Raw genomic sequence first — 22431 nt, forward strand, 5'->3', positions numbered from 1 at the left:
CCCGCGGGTGCCATGATCGGCGCATGGACAGACACCTGGTGTTCGAACGGCTGCACAACTTCCGGGACTTGGGTGGTTACGCGACCGAGGACGGGCACGTCGTACGGTGGGGGCGGCTCTACCGGTCGGACTCGCTGGGCAAGCTGCGCGGGGGCGCCGACTGGGACCGGTTTCTCGGGCTCGGCGTCCGCACCGTCATCGACCTGCGCTACCCGTGGGAGATCGACGGGCGGGGCCGGGTGCCGGCCCACCCGTCGTTCACGTACCACAACCTCAGCGTGGAGCACCGTCCCTACGACCAGTCGCGGCTCACCGCGGACGTCGCGATCGGGCCGTACCTGGCCGAGCGCTACCTGGAGGTGGCCGAGGACGGGGTGCGCGAGCTGCGCCGCGCCCTGGAGCTGATCGCCGACGCGGGGAGCGGACCGGTGGTCTTCCACTGCGCCTCCGGCAAGGACCGCACCGGCCTGCTGGCCGCGCTGGTGCTGGGGCTGCTGCGGGTGCCCGAGGACGCCGTGGTCGAGGACTTCGCCCTGACGGGGCTGGCCACGGAGCGGCTGGTCGCGGACTGGCGCGCGAACCACCCCGGCCGAGAGCTCACCTGGCCGGACTTCGGGCGCGCGCCCGGCGAGGTGATGCGGCTGTTCCTGGACGGCCTGGCGGCGCGGTACGGGTCGCCGGCCGGTTACGCGACCGAGCGCCTGGGCGTGGACGGCGCCCTCGTGGACGCGCTGCGCCGGAACCTGCTGGAGCCGGCCTCCGTCCGCTGAGGCCACCCGGCCGGCCGCCCCTGGCCCCCGCCCGTCGAGACGCCCGGCGCGTCAGGGGCGGGGGACGGGGACGACCGGGCGGGGGCCGGTGCTCTCCCGGACGGTCAGTTCCGGCGCCAGCAGGACGAGCTCGTCGGCACCGCGTCCCTCCAGCTTCGCGACGACCTGCTCGACGGCGTGCCGGCCCATCCGCTGGGCCGGCACGGCGACGGAGGTGAGGGGGACGGAGGCGTGCGCGGCGACCTGCTCGGGGCAGATCGCCACCACCGAGACGTCCTCGGGGACCGCACGGCCCTGCTGGCGCAGGAGGGCGAGGAGCGGATCGGTCGCCGCCTCGTTCTGCACGACGAAGGCGGTGGTGCCGGGGCGCTCGTCGTAGACGCGGGCGAGGGTCGCGGCGACGGCCGCGTAGCTGCCCTCGCAGGGCCGGTGCAGGAGTCTCAGGCCGAGTGCGCCGCTGCGCTCCCGCAGCCCGTTCAGCGTGCGTTCGGCGAAGCCGGTGTGGCGCTCGTAGACGGCGGCGGCCTCGCCGATGACGGCGATCTCCCGGTGGCCGAGCCCTGCCAGATGGTCGGCGCAGAGCGCGCCCGCGGCCTCGAAGTCGAGGTCGACGCAGCTGAGGCCGGTCGGGTCGGCCGGCAGGCCGATGAGCACGCCGGGGCGGGTGGCCCCGCGGAGCAGGGGCAGGCGGTCGTCGTCCAGCTGGACGTCCATGAGGATCATGGCGTCGGCGAGCGCGCTGCCCTCGATGCGGCGCACCGCGGCCGGCCCCTCCTCGCCGGTCAGCAGCAGTACGTCGTACCCGTGGGCGCGCGCGGTGGTGGCGACGGCGATGGCGATCTCCATCATCACCGGGACGTACATGTCGGTGCGCAGCGGGATCATCAGGGCGATGATGTTGGACCGGCTGCTGGCGAGGGCGCGGGCGCCGGCGTTGGGGTGGTAGCCGAGCTGCGCGATGCTGCGCTCGACGCGGGCCCGGGTGGAGGCGGAGATGGACCGCTTGCCGCTCAGGACGTAGCTCACCGTGCTGGCGGAGACTCCGGCGTGCTGAGCGACATCGGCGAGGGTGACCATCGGCTCTCCCGGACGGTAGGGCACAGGCGAAGTGAAGCGCTTCGACTGACTGTGCACTGACATTAAGGGCGCCGCCGACCCCTGTCCAGAGTGTCCGTCGAAGCGCTTCGACAGATTGTGCCACGCCGTCCCCGGCACGGGGAGGGGCCGGGGAGGACGACGGTCCTCCCCGGCCCAGGGTAGTGAAGGGACCGGGCTTGCGGTCCCTTCCGGCCGCCCGGTGCGGCGGCCGGCGGCGGCCCGCTACCGGGTGGCGATCCGCAGGAAGGTGACCGAGTGCGGCGGGAAGGTGTGCGTGAACGTCCTCGCCACCCCCGTCACGGTCGACGCGACCGGCCGGACCGGCTGGTCGTCGGCGGTGTTGACGGCGTCCGGCGCGGCGCTCAGCGTCGTCGCCCGGGCGGTGCCGGAGGCGGGGTCCGCGCCCAGGTCGATCCGGGTGCGAGCGGGGGCGGCCTGAGCGTTGACGACCTTGACGACGAGCTCGCCGGTGGCGGCGTCGCGGGTCACGACCTGCCGGAACGGCTCGGCGCGGTTGTCGTCGGTGAAGCCGCCCCAGCGCTGCCCGTCGACGTACAGCGTCACCTGACGGCCGCGCACCTGGACGTGGAGGTCGTAGGTGCGCCCGGTCTCGACGGTGGTGGTGTCCTCGACGAGCGTCTCCTTGGCACCGTCGACCGCCTTCTCCACGGCGGAGCGGGTGTTGTTCCAGCCGCCGAGGTTCCACCAGTGGAGGTTGCCGGTGTCGCGGACGCCGAAGGCGACGAGGAAGCCCTCGCTGCCGGCCTTCTTGGTGGCCTTGACCCGCAGGTCGTAGTCGTGCCACGAGGGGTCGCCCGCCGTGACGAGGGTGTCCTGGGCGGTCTCGTCGGACTGGACGAGCGCCCCGTCGCGGACGCTCCACGTGCCGCGCCCCGCGGCCCGGGTCCACCGGCCGTCGCCGGCCGAGAAGTCGTCGGCGAGCAGGGTCGTGCCGTCCGCCCCCGTGACGCGCACGTCGTCGTAGGCGGCGCTGGTCGCCCAGGTCGACAGCCCCACGGCTCCGGTGATCGGGGCGGCGGACTGCGGTGTGCCCGTGGCCTCGCTGGGGACGACCCGGTCACCCGTGTTGTTCATGAACAGCTTCTGGACCTCGTAGCTGGTGGAGCCCCAGGAGCGGGTCGAGTCGAACCAGATCATGTCGGGCCGCCACTGGTTCTCGCCCACGTCCGCGAGCAGCGGGGCGTAGGAGGCCATCTTGACGACATCGGCGTTGCGCTCCAGGCCGGTCATGAAGGCGGCTTCGGCCAGGGCGTTGGAGAAGCGGTCACCACGGGAGGCGTACTCGCCGAGGAAGACGTCGGGGCCGCCGCGGTCGTAGGCGTCGTACCGCTCGTTGTTCTCCAGGAACCACTGCGGGCCGTTGTAGTAGTGCTCGTCGACCATGGCGACACCCGCGTCGCGGTTGAGGCGCCACAGGCGGTCGAAGGTGGTGCCGGAGTCGTCGGGGCCGGAGTTGCCGACGACGGTGACGTCCGGGTGCTTCGCCTCGATCGCGGCGCGGAACTGCTGGAAGCGCTCGAAGTAGGCGTCGGGCAGGTTCTCCTCGTTGCCCACCGCGAGGTGGGTGAGGCCGAACGGCCTGGGGTGGCCCATCTCGGCGCGCTTGCGGCCCCACGGCGAGGTCACGGGCCCGTTGGCGAACTCGATGAGGTCGAGGGTGTCCTGGATGTGGCGCCGCAGGAGGGCCGGGTCGTCCGTGACGCGGTTCTGGCCGCAGCCGGTGACGAGGGCGGGCACGACGGGCAGCGGCATGGCGCCGATGTCCTCGGCGAACTGGAAGTACTCGTAGTACCCGAGACCGTAGCTCTGGTGGTAGCCCCAGAAGTTGGCGTTGACGGCCCGCTGCTCGACCGGGCCGATGGTGTCCTTCCACTGGTAGGAGCGGGCGCGCTCCCAGTTCGGGGCCTCGTACGCCTGGTGGGAGCCGGTGTTGACGAGGCAGCCGCCCGGGAAGCGCAGGAAGCCCGGCCGCAGCGCGGCGATCTTCTCGGCGAGGTCCTTGCGCAGGCCGCCGGGCCTGCCCTTGTAGGTGTCGCGCGGGAAGAGGGACACCATGTCGAGGCGCAGCACACCGGTGCCCTGCGCCGTGACGGCGAGGCGCGCGCCCGACGCGGCGGCGCGGGCGGTGAGGGTGCCGGTGTACTTCGCCCAGCGGTCGCCGCGCACGGTGAGGGTGAGCGGCTCCGACAGGGCCGCGCCGGCCGCGTCCTGGAGCCGCGCGGTGAGACGGGTGCCGCGACGCTGGTCGGTCCTGGCCCAGACGGAGAAGTCGTAGCGCGCCCCGGCGCGCAGGGCGACCCCCGGGCCGTGCCCGGTGTTGACCAGACCGTACCCGGAGCCGGGCGCCCCGCCGCCGGACAGGTCCAGACGCGCGTGGGCGCGGTTGCGCTCGTTGAGGCGGTGGGCGTCGTCGACGACGCGCACGGTGCCGGTGGCGCCGCCGTGCGACGTCTCCCGCCAGGCGGTGAGCGGGGTGTAGGCGCGGTTGTCGGTGGTCGAGAACTCGAAGGACCGGTTGCGCACCAGCTCGGCGTAGAGCCCGCCGTCGGCCGCGTTGTTGATGTCCTCGAAGAAGACGCCGTACATGGTGCGGTCGATGGCGGGGCCGGCGCGGCCCGGATGGACGGTGAGCGTGTGGTCGACCGGATCGGCCGCGGGGGTGCCGTCCGCCCGGGTGGGGGCGGCGAGCAGGGTGCCGACCAGGGCGGCGGCCAGCGCGAGGACGAGCCTCGGCCGTATGGAGGTCATGTGGGTGCTCCTGGAATCTCATCTGTTCGATATGTCGGACATTGACCAGGACTTCGAACAGGAAGATAGGCACGGGGAGTTGACGCGTCAACGGTCCGGACCGGATCGGCTCCGACGGCCACGACACCGCCTCCGGCACTGACGTTCCGTCACCGGCCGGGCGTCGCGACGGTCGTGGGGCGCGCCGCGCGGGCCGGTCGCCGGCCGCGGTGAGCCGCGGCGACAATGGGAGGGACCGGAACGCTCGCACGCGGCGCCCGACCTCGGGGAACGTTCGTCCCCCAGCGCCTTCCGGGTACGGCGGAACGAAAGGGAACACACGGGGTGGGGATGGAGAGGGCAGGTCTGGCGGACCTCCTGCGGGAGCTCAAGGAGCGGTCCGGGCGGAGTTACGGGGCGCTCGCCAAGCAGATGCACATGAGCACGTCGACGCTGCACCGGTACTGCAACGGGGACGCGGTGCCGACGGAGTTCGCCCCCGTCGAGAGGCTGGCGCGACTGTGCGGGGCGGACCGCGAGGAGCTGCTGCGGCTGCACCGGAGCTGGATCGTGGCGGACGAGGCACGGCGCCGGGCCAAGGCCGCCGCGTCGGCCGCCGCCGAGCCGTCCGTGCCGCCCGTGGGCACCGCGACGGCGCCCGCCGCGCTACCGGACCGGGGCCCGGCGCCGGTACCGGAAGCCGGGGCGGGGCCGGAGGCGGAACCCGGGGCGGGGCCGGAGGCGGAACCCGGGGCGGGGCCGGAGGCGGCGTCCGGGACGGACCCGAAGCCGGCAGCCACGACGGGGCCGACAGCGGGACCGGCGTCCGGCCCGGAGGCGGCGTCGGCTCCGGGGCCCGCGCCGGCCCGGGCAGCGGGACCCCGGCCGGAAGGGGCGCCGGCCCCCGTACCGGCTCCGGACCCGACGCCCGCGCCGCCCGCGTCCGGGGGCGCCCTCGCCGACGGCGAGCGATCCCCGGCCGGCGAGAACCGGGCCGACGGTACCGCGAGCGGGCCGGAAGCGGAGGCGCGCGCAGGACGGCAACCGGAAGCGGCCCCGCCGGAGCGCCCCGACCACGCGGCGGGCCGCCGCCGACGCGTACGGCTGCTGGCCGCCGTGGCGGGGACGGCCGTCCTCGCGGTGTCCGGCGCCGCCGTCGCGCTGACCCACCGCTCGCTCCCCTCCCCCGCCGGCCCGGACGTGCCCACCGTGGTGGAGGGCTCCGCCGCGCCCTCCACCCACGCCCGCCCCGGCGCCGGCCCGACGACCCCCGCCCGGCGGCCCGCGACCTCGCCCCCGGCCGCCGCCTCCGCGCCCGTCGGCGGTACGGCGCCCGCCCGCCCCTCTCCCGGCGGACCCGGCGGGCCCGGCGGTTCCGGCGGGGGCGGTGCGGCGCCGGGGGGCGCCGGCGTCCGGCAGGTGCCCGCCGTGCCGCTGACGGCCGACGTCGACCCGTACGTCTGGAAGGACCCGTGCAGTCAGGTCTACGTCGTGGACCGGCCGCCGGCCGGGATGCCGCCTCCGCCGTCCGAGCAGGGGGCCCGCGGCTGGGTGACCGCCCTGGGCGGGGCACCCGGCGGGGAGATGGTGATCGGCGTGTCGCTCCAGGGGGTCGGCGACGAGACCGTCGTCCTCAAGGCGCTGCACGTGCGGACGGTGGAGACGTCGCAGCCGCTGCCCGGCAACGCCTACGTGATGGGCGTCGGCTGCGGCGGGGAGGCGCGGCTGCAGGGCCACGACGTCAACCTGGACGCGGCCCGGCCGCGCCCGGTGCCGGTGGCCGGGTACCAGGGCGACCGCTTCCTGCCCGCCTCGGACTTCCCGTACACGGTGTCCCGCGACGACCCGCAGGTGCTGAAGATCACCGCGCACACGAGCGCCCGCCACGTGCGCTGGTACCTGGAGCTGGAGTGGAGCAGCGGCGGCCGCAGCGGCACGCTCCGGCTGGACGACCGGGGGCGGCCCTTCTCCACCAGCGCCGCGCGGGGCGTGCCGACGTACCAGTTCCCGCCCGGGGCCGGCGGCTGGGGCCCGTTCGCGGCCGGCTGACCGACCGGCCCCCGGCTGACCGGGCCGGCGGGTCGCCGAGCCGCCCGGCGGGCCGGCGGACCGGCGGACCGGTCGGGCCCGCACCCCGCGGGCGACCGGGTGGCGGTCCGCCGGGAGCGTCCGCCACCCGGTCGGCCCGACGCGCCCACCGATGCCTTGGCGTTCGCCGGGGCCGGGCTCGACAATGAGGGGGATGACGGACAACCGGGCACTCGGCGCGGAGCGGGAGCACGGCGGCGAGATCCAGCCGACCGAGCGGCTCGCCATGAACCGCACCGGCAGCTTCGACTGGGACGTGGACGCGGGCACCATCGACGTGGACGACGCCGGGTTGCTGGTGTTCGGGCAGGCGCCCGAGACGTTCGACGCGCGGCCGGCGACCCTGGTGCGCCGGCTCGACCAGCCGGAGCGGGAGCGGCTGGACACCGTGATCCGCGACGCCCTGACCAGCGGCCGGTCCTCGTACGCCGCGTACTTCCGGCTGGAGCGCGACGACGGCTCCGAGCAGTGGACGCACGTGCAGGCGCGCATCCTGCGGACCCGCGACGGCCGGGCGCACCGGATCGTCGGGATCGTCCGCGACGCGACCTCCGAGGTCACCCACTCCGAGTTCGTGCGGGAGCTGGAGAAGCGCCGCAAGCGCCAGACCGACATGGTGGAGCGGTCGACGCGCGCGCTGTCGCGGGCGGTGACCGTGGACGACGTGACGGCGGCGCTCACCGGGCCCGGGGGGCTCGCGCGGCTGGGCGCCGACGGGTTGGCGCTGGGTCTGGTGGAGAACGGCTCGCTGAACATCATCGCGTTGAGCGGGGAGTCCCTCGACGTCCTGGACGACCTGCGGTTGCGCCGCCTGGAGGAGGGGCTCCCGCTGCACGAGACCGTGCTGAGCGGACGGCCGCTGTTCACGAGCGCCTTCCAGGAGCTGATCCAGGGCTATCCCCTGCTCGCCCCGCACGCCGGGCGGCTGCCGTTCCGGGCGGCGGCGTACCTGCCGCTGGTCGCGCAGGCGCGCACGCTGGGCGGCATGGCCCTGCTGTACCGGCGGCACACGACGTTCACCGCCGACGAGCGGAACCTCACGCTGGGCCTCGCGGCGATCGTCGCCCAGTCGCTCCAGCGGGCCATCCTCTTCGACGAGGAGCGGGAGCTCGCCACGGGCCTCCAGGCGACGATGCTGCCGCGCCGCATCCCGGAGATCCGCGGCGGCGAGATCGCGGTGCGGTACCACGCCGCGTGGAGCGGCCGACAGGTCGGCGGCGACTGGTACGACGTCATCCCGCTGCCGAAGGGACGCGTCGGGATCGTCGTCGGGGACGTACAGGGCCACGACACCCACGCGGCGGCGATCATGGGTCAGCTGCGCATCGCGCTGCGGGCGTACGCCGGTGAGGGCCACGCGCCGTCGACGGTGCTCGCCCGGGCCTCCCGCTTCCTGGCCGAGCTGGACACGGAGCGGTTCGCGACCTGCACGTACGCCCAGGTCGACCTGGGCAGCGGCACCGCCCGTGCGGTACGGGCGGGGCACCTGGGGCCGCTGATCCGGCACACCGACGGCCGCGTCGGGTCGCCGAAGCTCCAGGGCGGGCTGCCGCTCGGCATCGCGTCGGTCTTCGGGGACGAGGAGTACCCCGAGACACGGCTCGACCTCGTGCCGGGCGAGACGCTGGTGATGTGCACCGACGGCCTCGTCGAGGAGCCGGGCACGGACATCGGGCAGGGCATGGAGGCGCTGGCGGAGGCGATCGGCGCGGGTCCGCCGGGCGCGGAGGCGCTCGCCGACCACCTGTCGCAGCGGTTCTGGGAACGGTGGGGCGCGGGTGACGACGTGGCGCTGCTGGTGCTGCGGCGCAGCCCGGACCCGGGGACGACGCGGGCCCCGCGCATCCACCAGTACATCCACCAGGCCGACCCGGAGGGGCTCTCGGAGGCACGGGCGGTGGTGCGGCGGGCGCTGCGCGACTGGGGGATGCGGGAGTACGCCGACGACGCGGAGCTGCTCACCGGCGAGCTGCTGGGCAACGTGCTGCTGCACACCGAGGGCGGCGCGGTGCTCACCCTGGAGGTCCTGCCGGAGCCGGTGCGCCGCGTGCGGCTGGCGGTCCAGGACCGGTCCAGCGCCTGGCCCCGGCGGCGCACCCCGGGTGAGGCGGCGACGTCGGGGCGGGGGCTGCTGCTGCTCGACGCGCTGGCGGCGCGCTGGGGGGTGGAGCCGCGGGGCGAGGGCAAGGCCGTGTGGTGCGAGATCGGCCCGGTCGCCGGGCGGGACGGCGCGAGGGTGGTGCCGTGATGGAACGGGTGGAGCCGGTGGAGGCGCTGGAACGGATCGCCTTCCTGCTGGAGCGGTCACTGGCCCCCTCGTACCGGGTGCGGGCCTTCCGCACGGCGGCGGGGGCGCTGCGCGCGCTGGACGCGCGGGAGGTGGCCGAGCGGGCGCGGGCCGGGACGCTGGAGGCGCTGCGGGGGATCGGCCCGAAGACGGCGCAGGTGGTGCGCGAGGCGCTGGACGGGGAGGTGCCCGCCTACCTGCGGCGGCTGGAGGAGGAGGCGGAGCGGCCGGCGAGCGGGGCCGGCGCGGAGCTGCGGGCCCTGCTGCGGGGCGACTGCCACCTGCACTCGGACTGGTCGGACGGCGGCAGCCCGATCGAGGAGATGGGGCGTACCGCGGCGGGGCTCGGTCACGAGTGGGCGGTCCTGACGGATCACTCGCCCCGGCTGACCGTGGCGCGCGGCCTGTCGGCCGAGCGACTGCGCGAACAGCTCGACGTGGTCGCCGAGCTGAACGCGCGCTGGGCGCCGTTCCGGCTGCTGACGGGGATCGAGTGCGACATCCTGCCCGACGGGTCGCTGGACCAGGAACCGGAGTTGCTCGACCGGCTGGACGTGGTGGTGGCGTCGGTCCACTCGAAGCTGCGGATGGACGCGCCGGCGATGACCCGGCGGATGGTGCGGGCCGTCTCCGACCCGCTGGTGGACGTGCTGGGGCACTGCACGGGACGGTTGGTGTCGGGGCGCCGGCCGGAGTCGGAGTTCGACGCGGAGCGGGTCTTCGCGGCGTGCGCTGAGGCCGGTACCGCGGTGGAGATCAACAGCCGCCCGGAGCGGCTCGACCCGCCGCGTCGCCTCCTGCGCCTCGCGGTGGCGTCGGGGGCGTACTTCGCGATCGACACGGACGCCCACGCGCCGGGGCAGCTGGACTGGCAGATCCTCGGGTGCGCGCGGGCGGAGGAGTGCGGCGTCCCGGCCGAGCGGGTGGTCACCACCTGGTCGGCGGCGGAGCTCCTGGAGTGGACGCGGACCCGGACACCACCCGTGTGAGGCGCGGGACCGGGGCGTACAGCGGGGCCGGGGCGTACGACGGAACGGACGCGCACTGCGGGGCCGGGGCGGGCGCGGGCGCCGAGGGGGAGGCCGTATCACGGGGGACGTACCGAGAGGATCGGTTTTGCGTCCGGAAGGCCCTGGCAGTGACCTTGCGGTATCCGCACGATGCCCGGCAGGACACGCTGCCCGTGCCCTGCTCTGCCCGGTTCTGGCATGAGGCGCGGATAACGACCCCCGTAATAACGGCTCCGTGGAGTCTCGGCGCTCCTCGAAGGGCCGGTTGACCTCCCGACCTCCTCCAGGATGCAGCAGCCCCGGCCCGTTTTTCCTCTGATGCTTTTTCATTTAAAAACCGACCGGGCGCGTGGGGTCACCCGGTCGGGTCGCCGCTCCCGTCCCCCCGTTCGCCCTGGTCACCGCCCGCCCCACCGGTGTCGGCCGCCCCCAGGCGCTCCGGGGAGAGGGCCCACTGGTAGGCGAGGGCGGCGAGGGTGGTGGCGCCCCAGCGGGCGCGGAGCCGGCCCAGCTCCTTGGTGAGGGTGCGCAGGCCGATGTTGAGCCGGCGGGCGGTGATGCGCTGGTCCACGCCGGCGGCCGTGTCGATGAGGATCTCGCGCTGGCGGTCCGTCAGCGCACCGGTGCCGTCGTCGGTCGCGGCGCGGCGCGGGTCGCCGTGCCAGACGTCCGCGCGGCGCCACGCGTCCTCGAACCCCTCCGCGACGAAGGCGACGAACGCCCGGTCCATGACGTGCCAGGCGGTCCGCTCGGGGTCGCCCCCGACGACGTGGTCGGAGATGAACGCCTGGCGCCGGTCGACGATGACGCACCGCTGGAACGGGGCGAGGAGGGTGCGGAAACGCGTCCCCCGCCCGGACATGACGCTGGCCCAGGCGCGGGCCGCCGCGTCGTCGCGCACGCCGTCGCCGAACAGGGTCCGCAGGCGCACGCCGCGGGCGAGCGCGCGGGAGGCGCGGACGGTGGCGTCGTCGAGGAGGTCGGGGCAGGCGGGCCCGGCGGGCAGCGCCGTGAGGACCTCGCTCTCCGCCCGGTCCACCGCCTCCCCGATGCGCGCGGACACCTGCTCCCGGCCGGCGAGGAACTCGCTGCCGCTGCCGGCGCGCCACTTGGCCCGCTCGAAGTGCAGGCCCAGCTCGTCGCTGACGCCGGGGATGGCGGCGATCCGGGCGGCGCGGGCGGCCATGTCGCGCAGTTCCTCGTCGAGCCTGCGGCGGCCGGCCTCCTGCGGATCCAGGGCGATCGGCGGGCCGGGCCCGTCCGGGTCGACGGTCACGAGCCGCCACCCGACCAGTTCGGCCAGCGCGTCGGCATCCCCCGGCCCGACGGGCTCCCCCCGGGTGACCCGCGCGTAGAGCGCTCTGGCGGCCTCTGACAACGGACCCGCCGGGTGAGCCGTACCATCCCTTTCGCCCATCTCTGCCCCCGTTCGCGACTGCGTGTGTGCGCCGTGCGCAGGTACGCACCACGTGGGCACTTGATCGCCGGCGCACGACGGGTCAGCGTACCGGTGCGGCTGCCCACGCCCCGCGCCCCGTGGAGGGCGGTGGTGGGTGCCGTCCCTTCCGCATGCCCATGAACGGACGCCCCCCGATGCAACGCCCCGCTCCCGCCCCCGCCACCCGCCACCCCCCGACCGCCCACGGCCCGGCAGCCCACGCACCGGAACCGGCGCCGCACCGCTGAACCGCCACACCGTTCGCCGCGACGGCCGCCGACCGACGACCACCGGGCGGCCGTCCCTCTGGGGGAGGGACCCGTCTTGGACAAGGTCGCCCTGCGTTTCCTGCTGCGGGAGCGCCGTGCCCTGATCGCACCTGAGAGCCATGGGCTGTCGCGCCCCGCCCGGCAGGGCCGGCGGGCCCCGGGCCTGTCGCAGGCGCAGATCGACCAGCTGCTGCACCGGGCGCCGGACACGTACGGCCGCCTGGAGTCGGGCCGGTACGCCAACCCGCCGGTGGACCTGCTGGAGGACGTGGCGCGGCTGCTCGGCATGAACGAGCACGAGTGGGTGGCCCTGTGGCGGTACGCCCTCGGCCAGGACCCGCCGCACCCGCTGAACGCGCGGGCCGGCGAGGCGGTCCCCGGCACGTGGCAACTTGCCCTCGACGGCGTCACCCACATGGCGTACATCAGTGATCGGTCGTGGAACCTGCTGGCGTACAACGAGCCGTTCGCCGCGCTCTTTCCCGGCCGCCGGGTGCCGGCCAACGTGATGCGGTGGATGACGGTCGAGCCGGAGGCCCGGTCGGTGCTGCGGCACTGGGAGACCTCGTGGGCGCCGCTCGTCCTGCCACAGCTGCGCGCCGCCATCGCGGCGGACCCGGAGGACCCGACGCTGTGCGGCATCGAGAAGGAGGTGCTCGACGACCCGCCGGCCGCGCGCGTGTACGAGTCCGCGAGGGCGTACGTCCACCCCGACGGGAGCGAGCGCCCGGTGCACCACGCCGAGCACGGTCCCGGGTGGATCACCGTGTGCGCCGCGCAGCCCATGGCGGCGCCCCGCGCCCGGCTGCTGATCCTGCCGTTCCGCGCCGGGGAGCACCACTCCGGGGGACGGCTGCGGCCCCTGCGGGCCAGGGGCTGACGGGGGGCTCACGACCGGCCCGCCCGCCCGGCCGGCCCGGATTGGTGCGGTGCAGTGCCGTGCGGTTCGGTGCGGTTCGGCGGTGCGGATCGCACCGACCTGGCTCGACTCGGCTGGGTTCGACTTCGACTTCGGCTTCGGCTTCGGCTTCGGCTTCGGCTTCGGCTTCGGCCCAGGGTCCGGGAGGTGCGGCCGGCCCGGGAGAGTGCGGCGGGTCCTCGGGCACCTTCCGGCCGGCCCCGGGCCGGCTCCCGGGCGGGACCGGGCGGCTTCGGGCCGTGCGGGACGGGTACCCGCGGTGCATGGCAGACGAGGGACGGTTCCGGCGCGCCCCCGGGCGCTTCACCGACCGCATCACGGCAGACGGCGAGGACGGCTGGCCCGTGGAGGCGGGACGCTACCGGCTGGTGGTGAGCCGCGCCTGCCCCTGGGCGAGCCGGTCGCTGGTGGTGCGGCGGCTGCTCGGGCTGGAGGAGGCCCTGTCGCTCGGCGTCGCGGACCCGGTGCAGGACGACCGGAGCTGGCGGTTCACGCTCGACCCCGACGGACGCGACCCGGTGCTGGGCATCCGGTACCTGGCCGAGGCGTACGAGGCCCGCGACCCGGAGCGGGCGGAGGCCGTGAGCGTCCCGGCGGTCGTGGACGTGCCGAGCGGCCGCCTCGTCACCAACGACTACCAGCGCCTCACCCTCGACCTGGAGACGGAGTGGACCGCGCTGCACCGGCCGGGCGCCCCCGATCTGTACCCCGAGCACCTGCGCGACGAGATCGACGCGCTCATGGACGACATCTTCCGGGACGTCAACAACGCCGTCTACGAGGCCGGGTTCGCCACGGAGCAGGACGCCTACGACGAGGCGTACGCCCGGCTGTTCGCGCGGCTCGACCAGCTCTCGGACCACCTGGCGACCCGCCGCTACCTGGTCGGCGACACCCTCACGGAGGCCGACGTACGGCTGTTCACGACGCTGGTCCGGTTCGACGCCGTGTACCACGGGCACTTCAAGTGCAACCGCACCAAGCTGACCGAGGACCCGGTGCTGTGGGCCTACGCGCGGGACCTGTTCCAGACGCCCGGGTTCGGCGACACCGTGGACTTCGACCACATCAAACGCCACTACTACCGGGTGCACGAGCACATCAACCCCACGGGGATCGTGCCGCGCGGACCGGACCTGCGGGGCTGGCGCTCCCCGCACCACCGCGAGGAACTGGGCGGCCGGCCCTTCGGCGACGGGCCCCTCCCCCGCCGCCCCCGTCGGACGAGGTGGTCGTACCCCTGTGAGGTCCGGCCCTCCGCTGCGGCCCGACCGCCGTGAGGGCGGCGGAGGTCCGGGCCTCACAGGGTCGGCGGGGGGCGGCCACCGTCGGGTGACCGCCCCGCGGGCCCTCGGCGCCGTCCGGCCGTCGGCGCCGTCTGCCGTCCGGCGGGGGTCAGTCCGCCTGCCAGACCGTCGTGGCGTTGCAGAACTCCTTGATGCCGTGGCCCGCCAGCTCACGGCCGTACCCGGACCGCTTGACCCCGCCGAACGGCAGCGCCGGGTGCGAGGCGGTCATCCCGTTGACGAAGACGCCGCCCGCCTCCAGCTCGCGCACGCAGTGCGCCACCTCGGCCTCGTCCCTCGTCCAGACGTTGGAGCTCAGCCCGAACGGCGAGTCGTTGGCGATGCGCAGCGCCTCGTCCAGGTCCTCGGCGCGGTAGACGGCGGCGACCGGTCCGAACGTCTCCTCCTGGTGGACGCGCATGGCGGGCGTCACGCCGGTGAGGACCGTCGGCTCGTAGTACCAGCCCCGCTCCAGGTCCCGCGGGCGGCGGCCCCCGCAGCGGGCCTCGGCGCCGCGCCCCACGGCGTCGTCGACCAGTTCCTCCAGGTCCGCGCGCCCGCGCTCGGTGGCGAGCGGGCCGACCTCGGTGGACTCCTCCAGCGGGTCGCCCACCTCCAGGGCGGCCATCCCGGCGGTGAACCGCTCCACGAAGTCGTCGTAGACGTCCGTGTGCACGATGAAGCGCTTCGCGGCGATGCACGACTGGCCGTTGTTCTGGGCGCGGGCCGTGACGGCCGTCGCGGCCGCGCGGGCGATGTCGGCCGAGGGCAGGACGAGGTAGGGGTCGCTGCCGCCCAGCTCCAGCACCGTCTTCTTCACCTCGTCGCCCGCGACGGCGGCGACGGCGCGGCCCGCGGCCTCGCTGCCGGTGAGGGTGGCCGCGGCGACGCGCGGGTCGCGCAGGACGCCCTCGACGGCGTCGGAACCGGTGAGCAGCGTCTGGAAGACCCCCTCGGGGTAGCCCGCCCTGCGGAACAGCTCCTCCAGGTACAGGGCCGTGCGAGGGACGTTCGACGCGTGCTTCAGCAGCCCGGTGTTGCCGGCCATCAGGGCGGGCGCGGCGAACCGCACGACCTGCCACAGCGGGAAGTTCCACGGCATGACGGCCAGGACGGGGCCGAGCGGCCGGTAGTGCACCCGGGCGGCGGTCGCCCCCGCGTCGCGCACGTCCGCGTCGTCGGGCCGCTCGTCGGCGAGGAGTTCCTCGGCGCGGTCGGCGTACCAGCGCATGGCCTTGACGCACTTGGCCGCCTCGGCACGGGCCGCCGTCACCGGTTTGCCCATCTCGGTGGTGACGGTCCGGGCGATCTCCGGCACGTCCGCCTCCAGCAGGTCGGCCGCACGGCGCAGCAGCGCCGCGCGTTCGGGGAAGCCGGTGGTGCGGTAGGCGCGGAACGCGCGGTCGGCGGCGGCCAGCCGCTCCTCGATCCCGTCGGGTCCGAGCGGCCGGAAGGTCTCGAGCGTCTCACCGGTCGCGGGGTTCACCGTCGCGATGGGCATGGAGGTCCTCTCTCGTCACGGCCGCGCGGCAGCCGCCGGCGGCCTGGTTGAGCTACCCGTACCGGGTAACCCTTGCCCGTATGACGAACCCTGGCGGAGGGCCGGCGGACCTGTCCGCCCGCTCGTGGCGAACGGTACTCAAGCGCACGGCCAAGGAGTTCTTCGACGACGAGCTGCCCGACCGGGCCGCCGCGCTGACCTACTACGGCGTCCTGTCGGTCTTCCCCGCCCTGCTCGTTATGGTCTCCCTGCTGGGCGTGGTCGGCGACTCGGCCACCCGGTCGGTACTGGACAACCTGGGCGGGCTGGCGCCCGGCGCCGTGCGGGACCTGCTGAGCGACGCGGTACGGCAGTTGCAGGGCAGCGGGTCCACGAGCGGGGTCATGGCGATCGTGGGCCTGGTGGCGGCCGTCTGGTCGGCGTCGGGGTACGTGGCGGCGTTCATCCGCGCGGCCAACACCGTGTACGACCTGCCGGAGGGCCGGCCGGTGTGGAAGCTGACGCCGCTGCGGGTCTTCCTCACCCTGGTGCTCATGGTGCTGCTGGCGGTCAGCGCGGTGATCGTGGTCTTCACCGGGCCGGTCGCGCGGCGCGCCGGGGAGGCGATCGGCGCCGGCGAGGCCGCCGTGGTCACGTGGGACATCGCCAAGTGGCCGGTGCTGGTGGTGCTCGTGGTGCTGATGGTGGCGCTGCTGTACTGGCGCGCGCCCAATGTGCGGGGGCCCGGTCTCCGCTGGCTCGGCCCCGGCAGCGTGCTCGCGGTCTTCCTGTGGCTGCTGACGTCCGGCGGCCTCGCCCTGTACGTCGCCAACTTCGGCGCGTACAACAAGACGTACGGGACGCTGGCCGGTGTGGTGGTCTTCCTGGTCTGGCTCTGGCTCTCCAACCTGGCGGTCCTGCTGGGCCTGGAGCTCAACGCCGAGCTGGCCCGGCAGCGGGCCATCCGCGGTGGCCTGCCGCCCACGGAGGAGCCGTACGTGGAGCCGCGCGACACGAGGAAGTGGCCGTCCGGGCTCCGCGGACGCGCCGCCCTGTGGAAGCGGGAACGCGGCGCGCAGGCCGACGGGGGTCCGGGGGGAACCGGCGGGCACCGGCTCAGGGACCGGCTCCGCCGCCACGGCGGCCGACGGCGCGCCTGACGCCCGATCCGCGGTCCTCGCCGGCCCGCCGCCCGGCCCGCCGTACCGGACGGGGGGACACCGGACGAGGGGACACCGGCGCCGGACCGCGGCCGTGCCGGACCGGTCCGGCGGGACCGGTCCGGCGAACGACCGGACGCCCGGCTCAGGGCAGCGGCGTGCCGCCGGTGGCGTTGACGATGTCGCCGGTGATGTAGCTCGCCCCCGGCGAGGCCAGGAAGACGTACGCGGGTGCCATCTCGACCGGCTGCGCGGCCCGCCCGAGGGGCGACTGCTTGCCGAACTCCGACGTGTCCGGCATGGTCGCCGGGATCAGCGGCGTCCACACGGGCCCGGGCGCCACGGCGTTGACACGGATGCCGCGCGGGGCGAGGTCCTGCGCGAGCCCCTGGGTGAAGGTGACGATGGCGCCCTTGGTCATGGCGTAGTCGAGCAGCGGCGGGCTCGGCTTGTACGCCTGGACGGAAGCGCTGTTGATGACGCAGCCGCCCGCCGGGATGTGCGGGAGGGCGGCCTTGGTGATCCAGAACATGCCGTACAGGTTCGTCTTCATGACCCGGTCGAACTGCTCGGTGGGGATGGCCTCGATCCCCTCCTGCTGCGCCATCTGGTAGGCGGCGTTGTTGACCAGCACGTCGATGCGGCCGAACTCGGTGACGGCCCGGTCGACGAGGGCCCGGCACGCCTCCTCGTCGCGGATGTCGCACGGCACGGCGACGGCCTTGCGGCCCGCGTCCTCGATGAGCCGGGCGGTCTCCCGGGCGTCCTCGGCCTCCTCCGGGAGGTGCGCGAAGAGCACGTCGGCGCCCTCGCGGGCGAAGGCGAGGCAGACGGCGCGGCCGATGCCGGAGTCGCCGCCGGTCACGAGGGCGACGCGGTCCTTGAGCTGGCCGCTGCCGCGGTAGGACTCCTCGCCGTGGTCGGGGCGCGGGCTCATCTCCTCGGTGCGGCCGGGGTGCTCCTGCTGCTGTTCGGGGTAGTCGGGACGCGGGTGGGCGGTCGTGGGGTCGGGGCGCGGCGTCTGCTCGTGCGGCACGGGGGCCTCCTGTCACGTGTCGGGTTCCGTGTTCGCGTTCCCCGGGGACCCCCTCGCACAAACAGCGCATCAGGCGCATTCCGGGACGGAAAGATAAAATTCCCTCATGGGAGAGCGGCCCGGCATGCCTACCGCACCCGAGCTGGTCGTCGAGGTCGGCGGGCACCTCACGGTGCTGCGTCCCGACCGCGACTACCGCGTCGGGCGCGACCCCGCCAGCGACATCGCGCTGGCGGACGTCCGTGTCTCCTGGCACCACGCCGTCTTCCGACCGGAGGACGGCCGGTGGACGGTGTACGACGAGGGCAGCACCAACGGCACGTTCGCCGGCGGGGCGCGGGTCGGCGCCGCGCACGAGGTCGGGCCCGGCACCACCCTGCGGTTCGGCCACCCGGCGGACGGGCCCCTGGCGACGGTGTCCGCCGCGGACGCGCCCGCGGCGGCGCCGGGGCCGCCCTCCGTGCCGCCCGATCCCGACCCCGCGCCGCCTCGGCCCGCCGCCCCGCCGCCGGTGCCGCCGCCGCTCCCCGCCTTCGAGGGGCCCGAGCCCGGGCCCGTCGTCGCGGAGCCCGAGCCGGGACCGGCCGAACCGGGGCGTCCGAAGCCGGGGCATCCGGAGCCGGGCGCCGCCCGGCCGGGGTCCGCGGCCCGTCCGTCGTCGGTCTCACTGCCGGGCGCCACCGGCACCTTCCGGCGCCCCACCTCCGTACGCCCCCTGCCGTCGCGGGCCGTCCGCATCGGCCGCAGCGCCGACAACGACGTGGTCGTGGACGACCTGGTGGTCTCCCGGCACCACGCGGAACTGCGTTCGCTGCCGGACGGCACGTACCGCATCCACGACCTGGGCAGCCACAACGGCACGTACCTCAACGGCCACCCGGTCGACGACGCCCGCGTGACGGCCGACGACATCATCGGCATCGGCCACCGGGCGTACTGCGTCGTCGGCGGCCGGCTGGTGGAGTACACCGACACCGGCGAGGTCTCCCTCGACGTGCAGGAGCTGGCCGTGACCGTCGACGGCGGCAGGACCCTGCTCGACGGGGTGTCGTTCCCCGTCGGGGAGCGCACCCTCCTCGGCGTGGTCGGCCCCAGCGGCGCGGGGAAGTCGACGCTGCTGAACGCCCTGACCGGGCTGCGCCCCGCCGACCGGGGCACCGTCCTGTACGACGGGCGGGACCTGTACCGGCAGTACGCCGAGCTGCGCCAGCGCATCGGCCTCGTCCCGCAGGACGACATCCTGCACCTCCAGCTGACCGTGCGGCGCGCCCTCGGGTACGCGGCGGAGCTCCGCTTCCCGCAGGACACCCGCCCGGCCGAACGCCGGGCCAGGGTCGACGAGGTGATGCGCGAACTGGGCCTGGACCAGCGGGCCGGGCAACCCGTGCACAGCCTCTCGGGCGGCCAGCGCAAACGGGTGAGCGTCGCCCTGGAGCTGCTCACCAAGCCGTCGCTGCTCTTCCTCGACGAGCCGACGTCCGGCCTGGACCCGGGCATGGACCGGTCGGTGATGCACATGCTGCGCGGGCTCGCCGACGACGGGCGGACCGTCGTCGTCGTCACCCACAGCGTGCTCAGCCTGGACGTCTGCGACCGGCTGCTCGTCCTCGCGCCGGGCGGCCGGATCGCCTACTACGGGCCGCCCGGCGAGGCGCTCGACTACTTCGGCTGCGCACAGTGGCCGGAGGCGTTCGAGGCGTTCGAGAACGACCGGGAGCAGGACTGGGCGGGGAGGTTCCGCGCCTCCGCGTACCACGAGCGGTACGTCGAGGCCGCGATGCGGCGCCCCGTCCCGGACTCCCCCGGAGCGGCCGCGCCGCCCCCGGCGCCGCCGCCCAAGCCGCAGAGCTGGGGCGCCCAGTGGCGCACCCTCGTGCGGCGGTACGCGGCCGCGTTGAGCGCCGACCGCACATTCCTGGCGATCATGGTGGCGCTGCCGTTCGTGATGGGCGCGATGGCCCGGGCGCTGTCCGAGGGGCGGCTCGGTGCGGAGTCCACGCTGAACGTGCTGCTCATCCTGTGCGTGGGCGGCGTGCTGACCGGCGCGGCCAACGCCGTGCGGGAGCTGGTGAAGGAGCGGACCATCTACCGGAGGGAACGGGCCGTCGGCCTGTCCCGGTCGGCGTACCTGATGTCGAAGGTGACCGTGCTCGGGCTGGTCACGGTCGTGCAGGCCGTCGTGCTGACGCTGGTCGCGCTCGTCGGCGTGCCGATGGGCGTGCCCGACGGGCGCGGTGTGCTGTTGCCGCCGCTCGTGGAGGTGGCGGTGGCCGTGGCGGCGCTGTCGTTCACGGCGATGATGCTCGGCCTCTTCGTCTCCGCCCTGGTGCGCAAGGAGGAGGTCACCATGCCGCTGCTGGTCCTCCTCGCGATCGTGCAGGTGGTCTTCTGCGGGGCGCTGCTGTCGGTGCGCGGCACGCCCGTCCTGGAGCAGCTGGCGTGGCTGGTGCCCTCCCGGTGGGCGTTCGCCGCGATGGCGGCGACGGTCGACCTCGGGGCGACGGTGCCGGGCGAGCGGGCCCAGGACCCGCTGTTCGACCACACGCTGTCGGCCTGGCTCCTCGACATGGGCGCGCTCGTGGCGCTCGCCGTCGTCCTCGGCTTCGTGGTGGTGCGGCTGCTGCGCCGCCACGAACCGGTGATCATGCGAAAGTAGGCGCCCCATGGCCTCTGCCGCCGTCCCCGCCGACGAGCCGGCCGTCCGGGACTTCCGCCCTACGCACGTGGTGCCGCGCCACGGGATGGCGACGTGGGAGTCGCCGGACACGGCCCGCCCGACGGTACCGCTCGATCCGTTCCTGCCGGTGCGGCTCCTGGAGCGCACGGGCGACTGGGCGCGGGTCCTGTGCGCCAACGGCTGGGCGGCGTGGGTGGACGGGCGGCTGCTGGTGTCCGTGCCGGAGGACCCGCCCGCGGCGGCGCGCGACACCGCCCGCGCCGCCGATCCGCGGCCGCTGCTCACCCGGGCGGAGGAGTCGCTGGGCCGGTACCGGCGGGCCGTCGAGGACCTGGCCGCGGGCCGCTCGGACGGCGAGCGGTTCCGGCGGAACACGGGCGGGCTGCGGATCGGGGTGGTCGTCGACGGCGAGGCGATGTGGCTGTACGACGCCGGGCACGAGCGCTGGCTGTACTGCGACGGCTCCCGGCTCGCCGAGTACGCCGGGGCGGCCGCCCCGTCGCTCACCCCCTCGGTGGCCCGGCCGGCGAGCCCGCCGGTGACCCCGCCGCCGGGCGTGCCGGCGGTGGGCGCGGCGCCCGGGCCGGGCGCCGGTCACGAGCCGACCCGCGTGGTGGCGACCGGCCCGGCGGTGCCCGGTGCCGCGCCCGAACCGACGCAGGTGGTGCCGCTGCCCGAGGGGCCGGGCGGCGCCGGAGGCCCCGTCCGCATCACCGGACCGGGCACCCCCGACGACCCGGACGGCCGGCACGGCCCGGACCCCAGCGCCGGCTCGGACGGCTCGGACGGCTCGGACGGTAAGGACGGCTCGGACGGTAAGGACAGTACCGACGGTACGTACGGCGCCGACGGTGCGTACGCGCCCGGGCCGGAGGCGCAGGGTCGGCGCGCGCGGGACCCGGCGGACCGGTCGGTGGATCCGTCGGCGGCCCAGCCCACCCGGGCGGTCGCCCGGCCTCCCGGGCGCGCGCCGGGCGCCGGGGGCGGGGACGCGCCGGCGGGTGACGGCTGATGGACCCGGACGCGGGGCTGCCCGCCGGGCGGGCCTCGGGGCTCGTGGGCCGGCAGGTCGCCGAGTACCGGATCGAGGCGGAGATCGGCCGCGGCGGCATGGCCGTGGTGTACCGGGCGACGGACCTGCGGCTCGGCCGGACGGTGGCGCTGAAGCTCCTCGCGCCGGAACTGGCGCGCAACGACACGTTCCGCCGGCGGTTCGCGCACGAGTCGCGCGTGGCCGCCGCCATCGACCACCCGAACATCGTGCCGGTCTTCGAGGCGGGCGAGACGGAGGGGCTGCTGTACATCGCGATGCGCTACGTCCCCGGGCAGGACCTGCGGGCGCTGCTGGACCGCACCGGCCCGCTGCCGGTCGCCGCCGCGGTGCGCATCGCGGTGCAGGTGGCCTCGGCGCTGGACGCGGCGCACGCCCACGACCTGGTGCACCGGGACGTCAAGCCGGGCAACGTCCTCGTCGCCGAGGGCACGGACAGCGACCGGCCCGAGCACGTGTACCTCACGGACTTCGGGCTGACGAAGAAGTCCCTGTCGCTGACCGGCTTCACCAGCGTGGGCCAGTTCGTCGGGACCCTCGACTACGTGGCGCCGGAGCAGATCTCCGGGCGGCCGGTCGACGGCCGATGCGACGTGTACAGCCTCGGGTGCGTGGTGTACGAGACGCTGGCGGGCGCCCCGCCGTTCCGCCGGGACGACGACATGGCGCTGCTGTGGGCGCACCAGTACGACCCGCCGCCGCCGCTGAGCGGGGAGCGCCCGGGCCTGGCGCCGGGCGTGGACGACGTGCTCGCCAAGGCACTGGCGAAGGCCCCGGACGACCGGTACGCCTCGTGTCTGAGGTTCGTGACCGAACTGCGGCGGGTGGCGCTGGAGCAGCGGCCGGGCGGCGGGGGCGACCGCGCGCGGAGCCTTCCGGGCGGGACGCCGCCCGCCGGGCCGCCGCCCCCGCCGCCGGCGCCACCGGAGTGGGCGCTGCCGGTGTTCCGCGGCGGCGGCCCACCGCGGTGAACGGCGCGGCGCCCGGGCCGGGGCCGCGGGCGGGGAGCGGCGGCCCCGGCGGGTGAGCGGCGCCCGAGCGGGGGCGTGGGCCGGGCCGGGCGGGCGGGGCGTGTGGCGGGGCGGGCGGGGCGTGTGGCGGGGCGGGCGGCCGG

The 22431-nt window shown here is 75.5% G+C and carries 14 protein-coding genes and 1 pseudogene; 10 read left to right on the forward strand and 5 right to left on the reverse strand.

Features of this window, described 5'->3' with window-relative positions; translation table 11 throughout:
* Window positions 1–23: 23 nt before the first annotated feature.
* Window positions 24–770, forward strand: a complete 747-nt coding sequence (locus NRO40_RS01545; protein ID WP_058940701.1) for a tyrosine-protein phosphatase — start codon at window positions 24–26, stop codon at window positions 768–770.
* Between the two features lie 51 nt (window positions 771–821).
* Here NRO40_RS01545 and NRO40_RS01550 read toward each other — a convergent pair whose 3' ends face one another.
* Together NRO40_RS01550 and NRO40_RS01555 are read right to left on the reverse strand one after the other, a co-directional pair.
* A complete protein-coding gene (locus NRO40_RS01550; RefSeq protein ID WP_058940700.1) occupies window positions 822–1847 on the reverse strand; it encodes a LacI family DNA-binding transcriptional regulator in 1026 nt (341 codons plus the stop codon).
* A gap of 243 nt (window positions 1848–2090) precedes the next feature.
* Entirely contained in the window at window positions 2091–4637 is a 2547-nt protein-coding gene (locus tag NRO40_RS01555) for an alpha-L-arabinofuranosidase C-terminal domain-containing protein (RefSeq protein WP_058940699.1), read from the reverse strand.
* A 330-nt stretch (window positions 4638–4967) separates the two neighbouring features.
* On the opposite strand from NRO40_RS01555, the gene NRO40_RS01560 reads away from it, so the two are divergent.
* The 3 genes from NRO40_RS01560 to NRO40_RS01570 all read left to right on the forward strand — a co-directional run bounded on the left by NRO40_RS01560 (window position 4968) and on the right by NRO40_RS01570 (window position 9980).
* Window positions 4968–6665, forward strand: a complete 1698-nt coding sequence (locus tag NRO40_RS01560; protein ID WP_257375309.1) for a transcriptional regulator — start codon at window positions 4968–4970, stop codon at window positions 6663–6665.
* Between the two features lie 193 nt (window positions 6666–6858).
* A complete protein-coding gene (locus NRO40_RS01565) occupies window positions 6859–8952 on the forward strand; it encodes a SpoIIE family protein phosphatase (protein ID WP_058945112.1) in 2094 nt (697 codons plus the stop codon).
* An 8-nt stretch (window positions 8953–8960) separates the two neighbouring features.
* Window positions 8961–9980, forward strand: a complete 1020-nt coding sequence (locus tag NRO40_RS01570) for a PHP domain-containing protein (RefSeq protein ID WP_058945115.1) — start codon at window positions 8961–8963, stop codon at window positions 9978–9980.
* Between the two features lie 376 nt (window positions 9981–10356).
* Here NRO40_RS01570 and NRO40_RS01575 read toward each other — a convergent pair whose 3' ends face one another.
* On the reverse strand, window positions 10357–11277 hold the full coding sequence (locus tag NRO40_RS01575; RefSeq protein ID WP_157901948.1) for a TrmB family transcriptional regulator sugar-binding domain-containing protein: 921 nt from the start codon (window positions 11275–11277) through the stop codon (window positions 10357–10359).
* A gap of 486 nt (window positions 11278–11763) precedes the next feature.
* Here NRO40_RS01575 and NRO40_RS01580 point away from each other — a divergent pair, with 486 nt between their 5' ends.
* Window positions 11764–12588 carry an MmyB family transcriptional regulator gene (locus NRO40_RS01580; RefSeq protein ID WP_079047514.1) on the forward strand — a complete coding sequence of 275 codons (825 nt, stop codon included), beginning with the start codon at window positions 11764–11766 and terminating at the stop codon, window positions 12586–12588.
* A gap of 302 nt (window positions 12589–12890) precedes the next feature.
* Window positions 12891–13873: pseudogene (locus NRO40_RS01585) on the forward strand (glutathione S-transferase family protein).
* A gap of 149 nt (window positions 13874–14022) precedes the next feature.
* On the opposite strand, the gene NRO40_RS01590 reads toward NRO40_RS01585, so the two are convergent.
* Complete coding sequence (locus NRO40_RS01590; RefSeq protein WP_058945110.1) at window positions 14023–15414, reverse strand: NADP-dependent succinic semialdehyde dehydrogenase; 1392 nt, start codon at window positions 15412–15414, stop codon at window positions 14023–14025.
* Window positions 15415–15494: 80 nt separating this feature from the next.
* Here NRO40_RS01590 and NRO40_RS01595 point away from each other — a divergent pair, with 80 nt between their 5' ends.
* On the forward strand, window positions 15495–16553 hold the full coding sequence (locus tag NRO40_RS01595; protein WP_079047512.1) for a YihY/virulence factor BrkB family protein: 1059 nt from the start codon (window positions 15495–15497) through the stop codon (window positions 16551–16553).
* Window positions 16554–16698: 145 nt separating this feature from the next.
* Here the strand turns inward: NRO40_RS01595 and NRO40_RS01600 are convergent, their stop codons facing one another.
* A complete protein-coding gene (locus tag NRO40_RS01600; RefSeq protein ID WP_058945109.1) occupies window positions 16699–17589 on the reverse strand; it encodes an SDR family oxidoreductase in 891 nt (296 codons plus the stop codon).
* Between the two features lie 106 nt (window positions 17590–17695).
* Between NRO40_RS01600 and NRO40_RS01605 the strand changes: the two genes are divergently transcribed.
* Genes NRO40_RS01605 through NRO40_RS01615 form a run of 3 tightly spaced genes read left to right on the forward strand, consistent with a single transcriptional unit; the run spans window position 17696 to window position 22288 of the window.
* Complete coding sequence (locus NRO40_RS01605; protein WP_058945108.1) at window positions 17696–20245, forward strand: FHA domain-containing protein; 2550 nt, start codon at window positions 17696–17698, stop codon at window positions 20243–20245.
* A gap of 7 nt (window positions 20246–20252) precedes the next feature.
* Complete coding sequence (locus NRO40_RS30730; RefSeq protein ID WP_198549473.1) at window positions 20253–21278, forward strand: hypothetical protein; 1026 nt, start codon at window positions 20253–20255, stop codon at window positions 21276–21278.
* Window positions 21278–22288 carry a serine/threonine-protein kinase gene (locus NRO40_RS01615; RefSeq protein WP_257375310.1) on the forward strand — a complete coding sequence of 337 codons (1011 nt, stop codon included), beginning with the start codon at window positions 21278–21280 and terminating at the stop codon, window positions 22286–22288. The genes NRO40_RS30730 and NRO40_RS01615 overlap by 1 nt, the downstream gene beginning before the upstream one ends.
* The last annotated feature ends 143 nt before the right edge of the window (window positions 22289–22431 follow it).

The sequence above is a fragment of the Streptomyces changanensis genome (assembly GCF_024600715.1).
Taxonomy (GTDB): domain Bacteria; phylum Actinomycetota; class Actinomycetes; order Streptomycetales; family Streptomycetaceae; genus Streptomyces; species Streptomyces changanensis.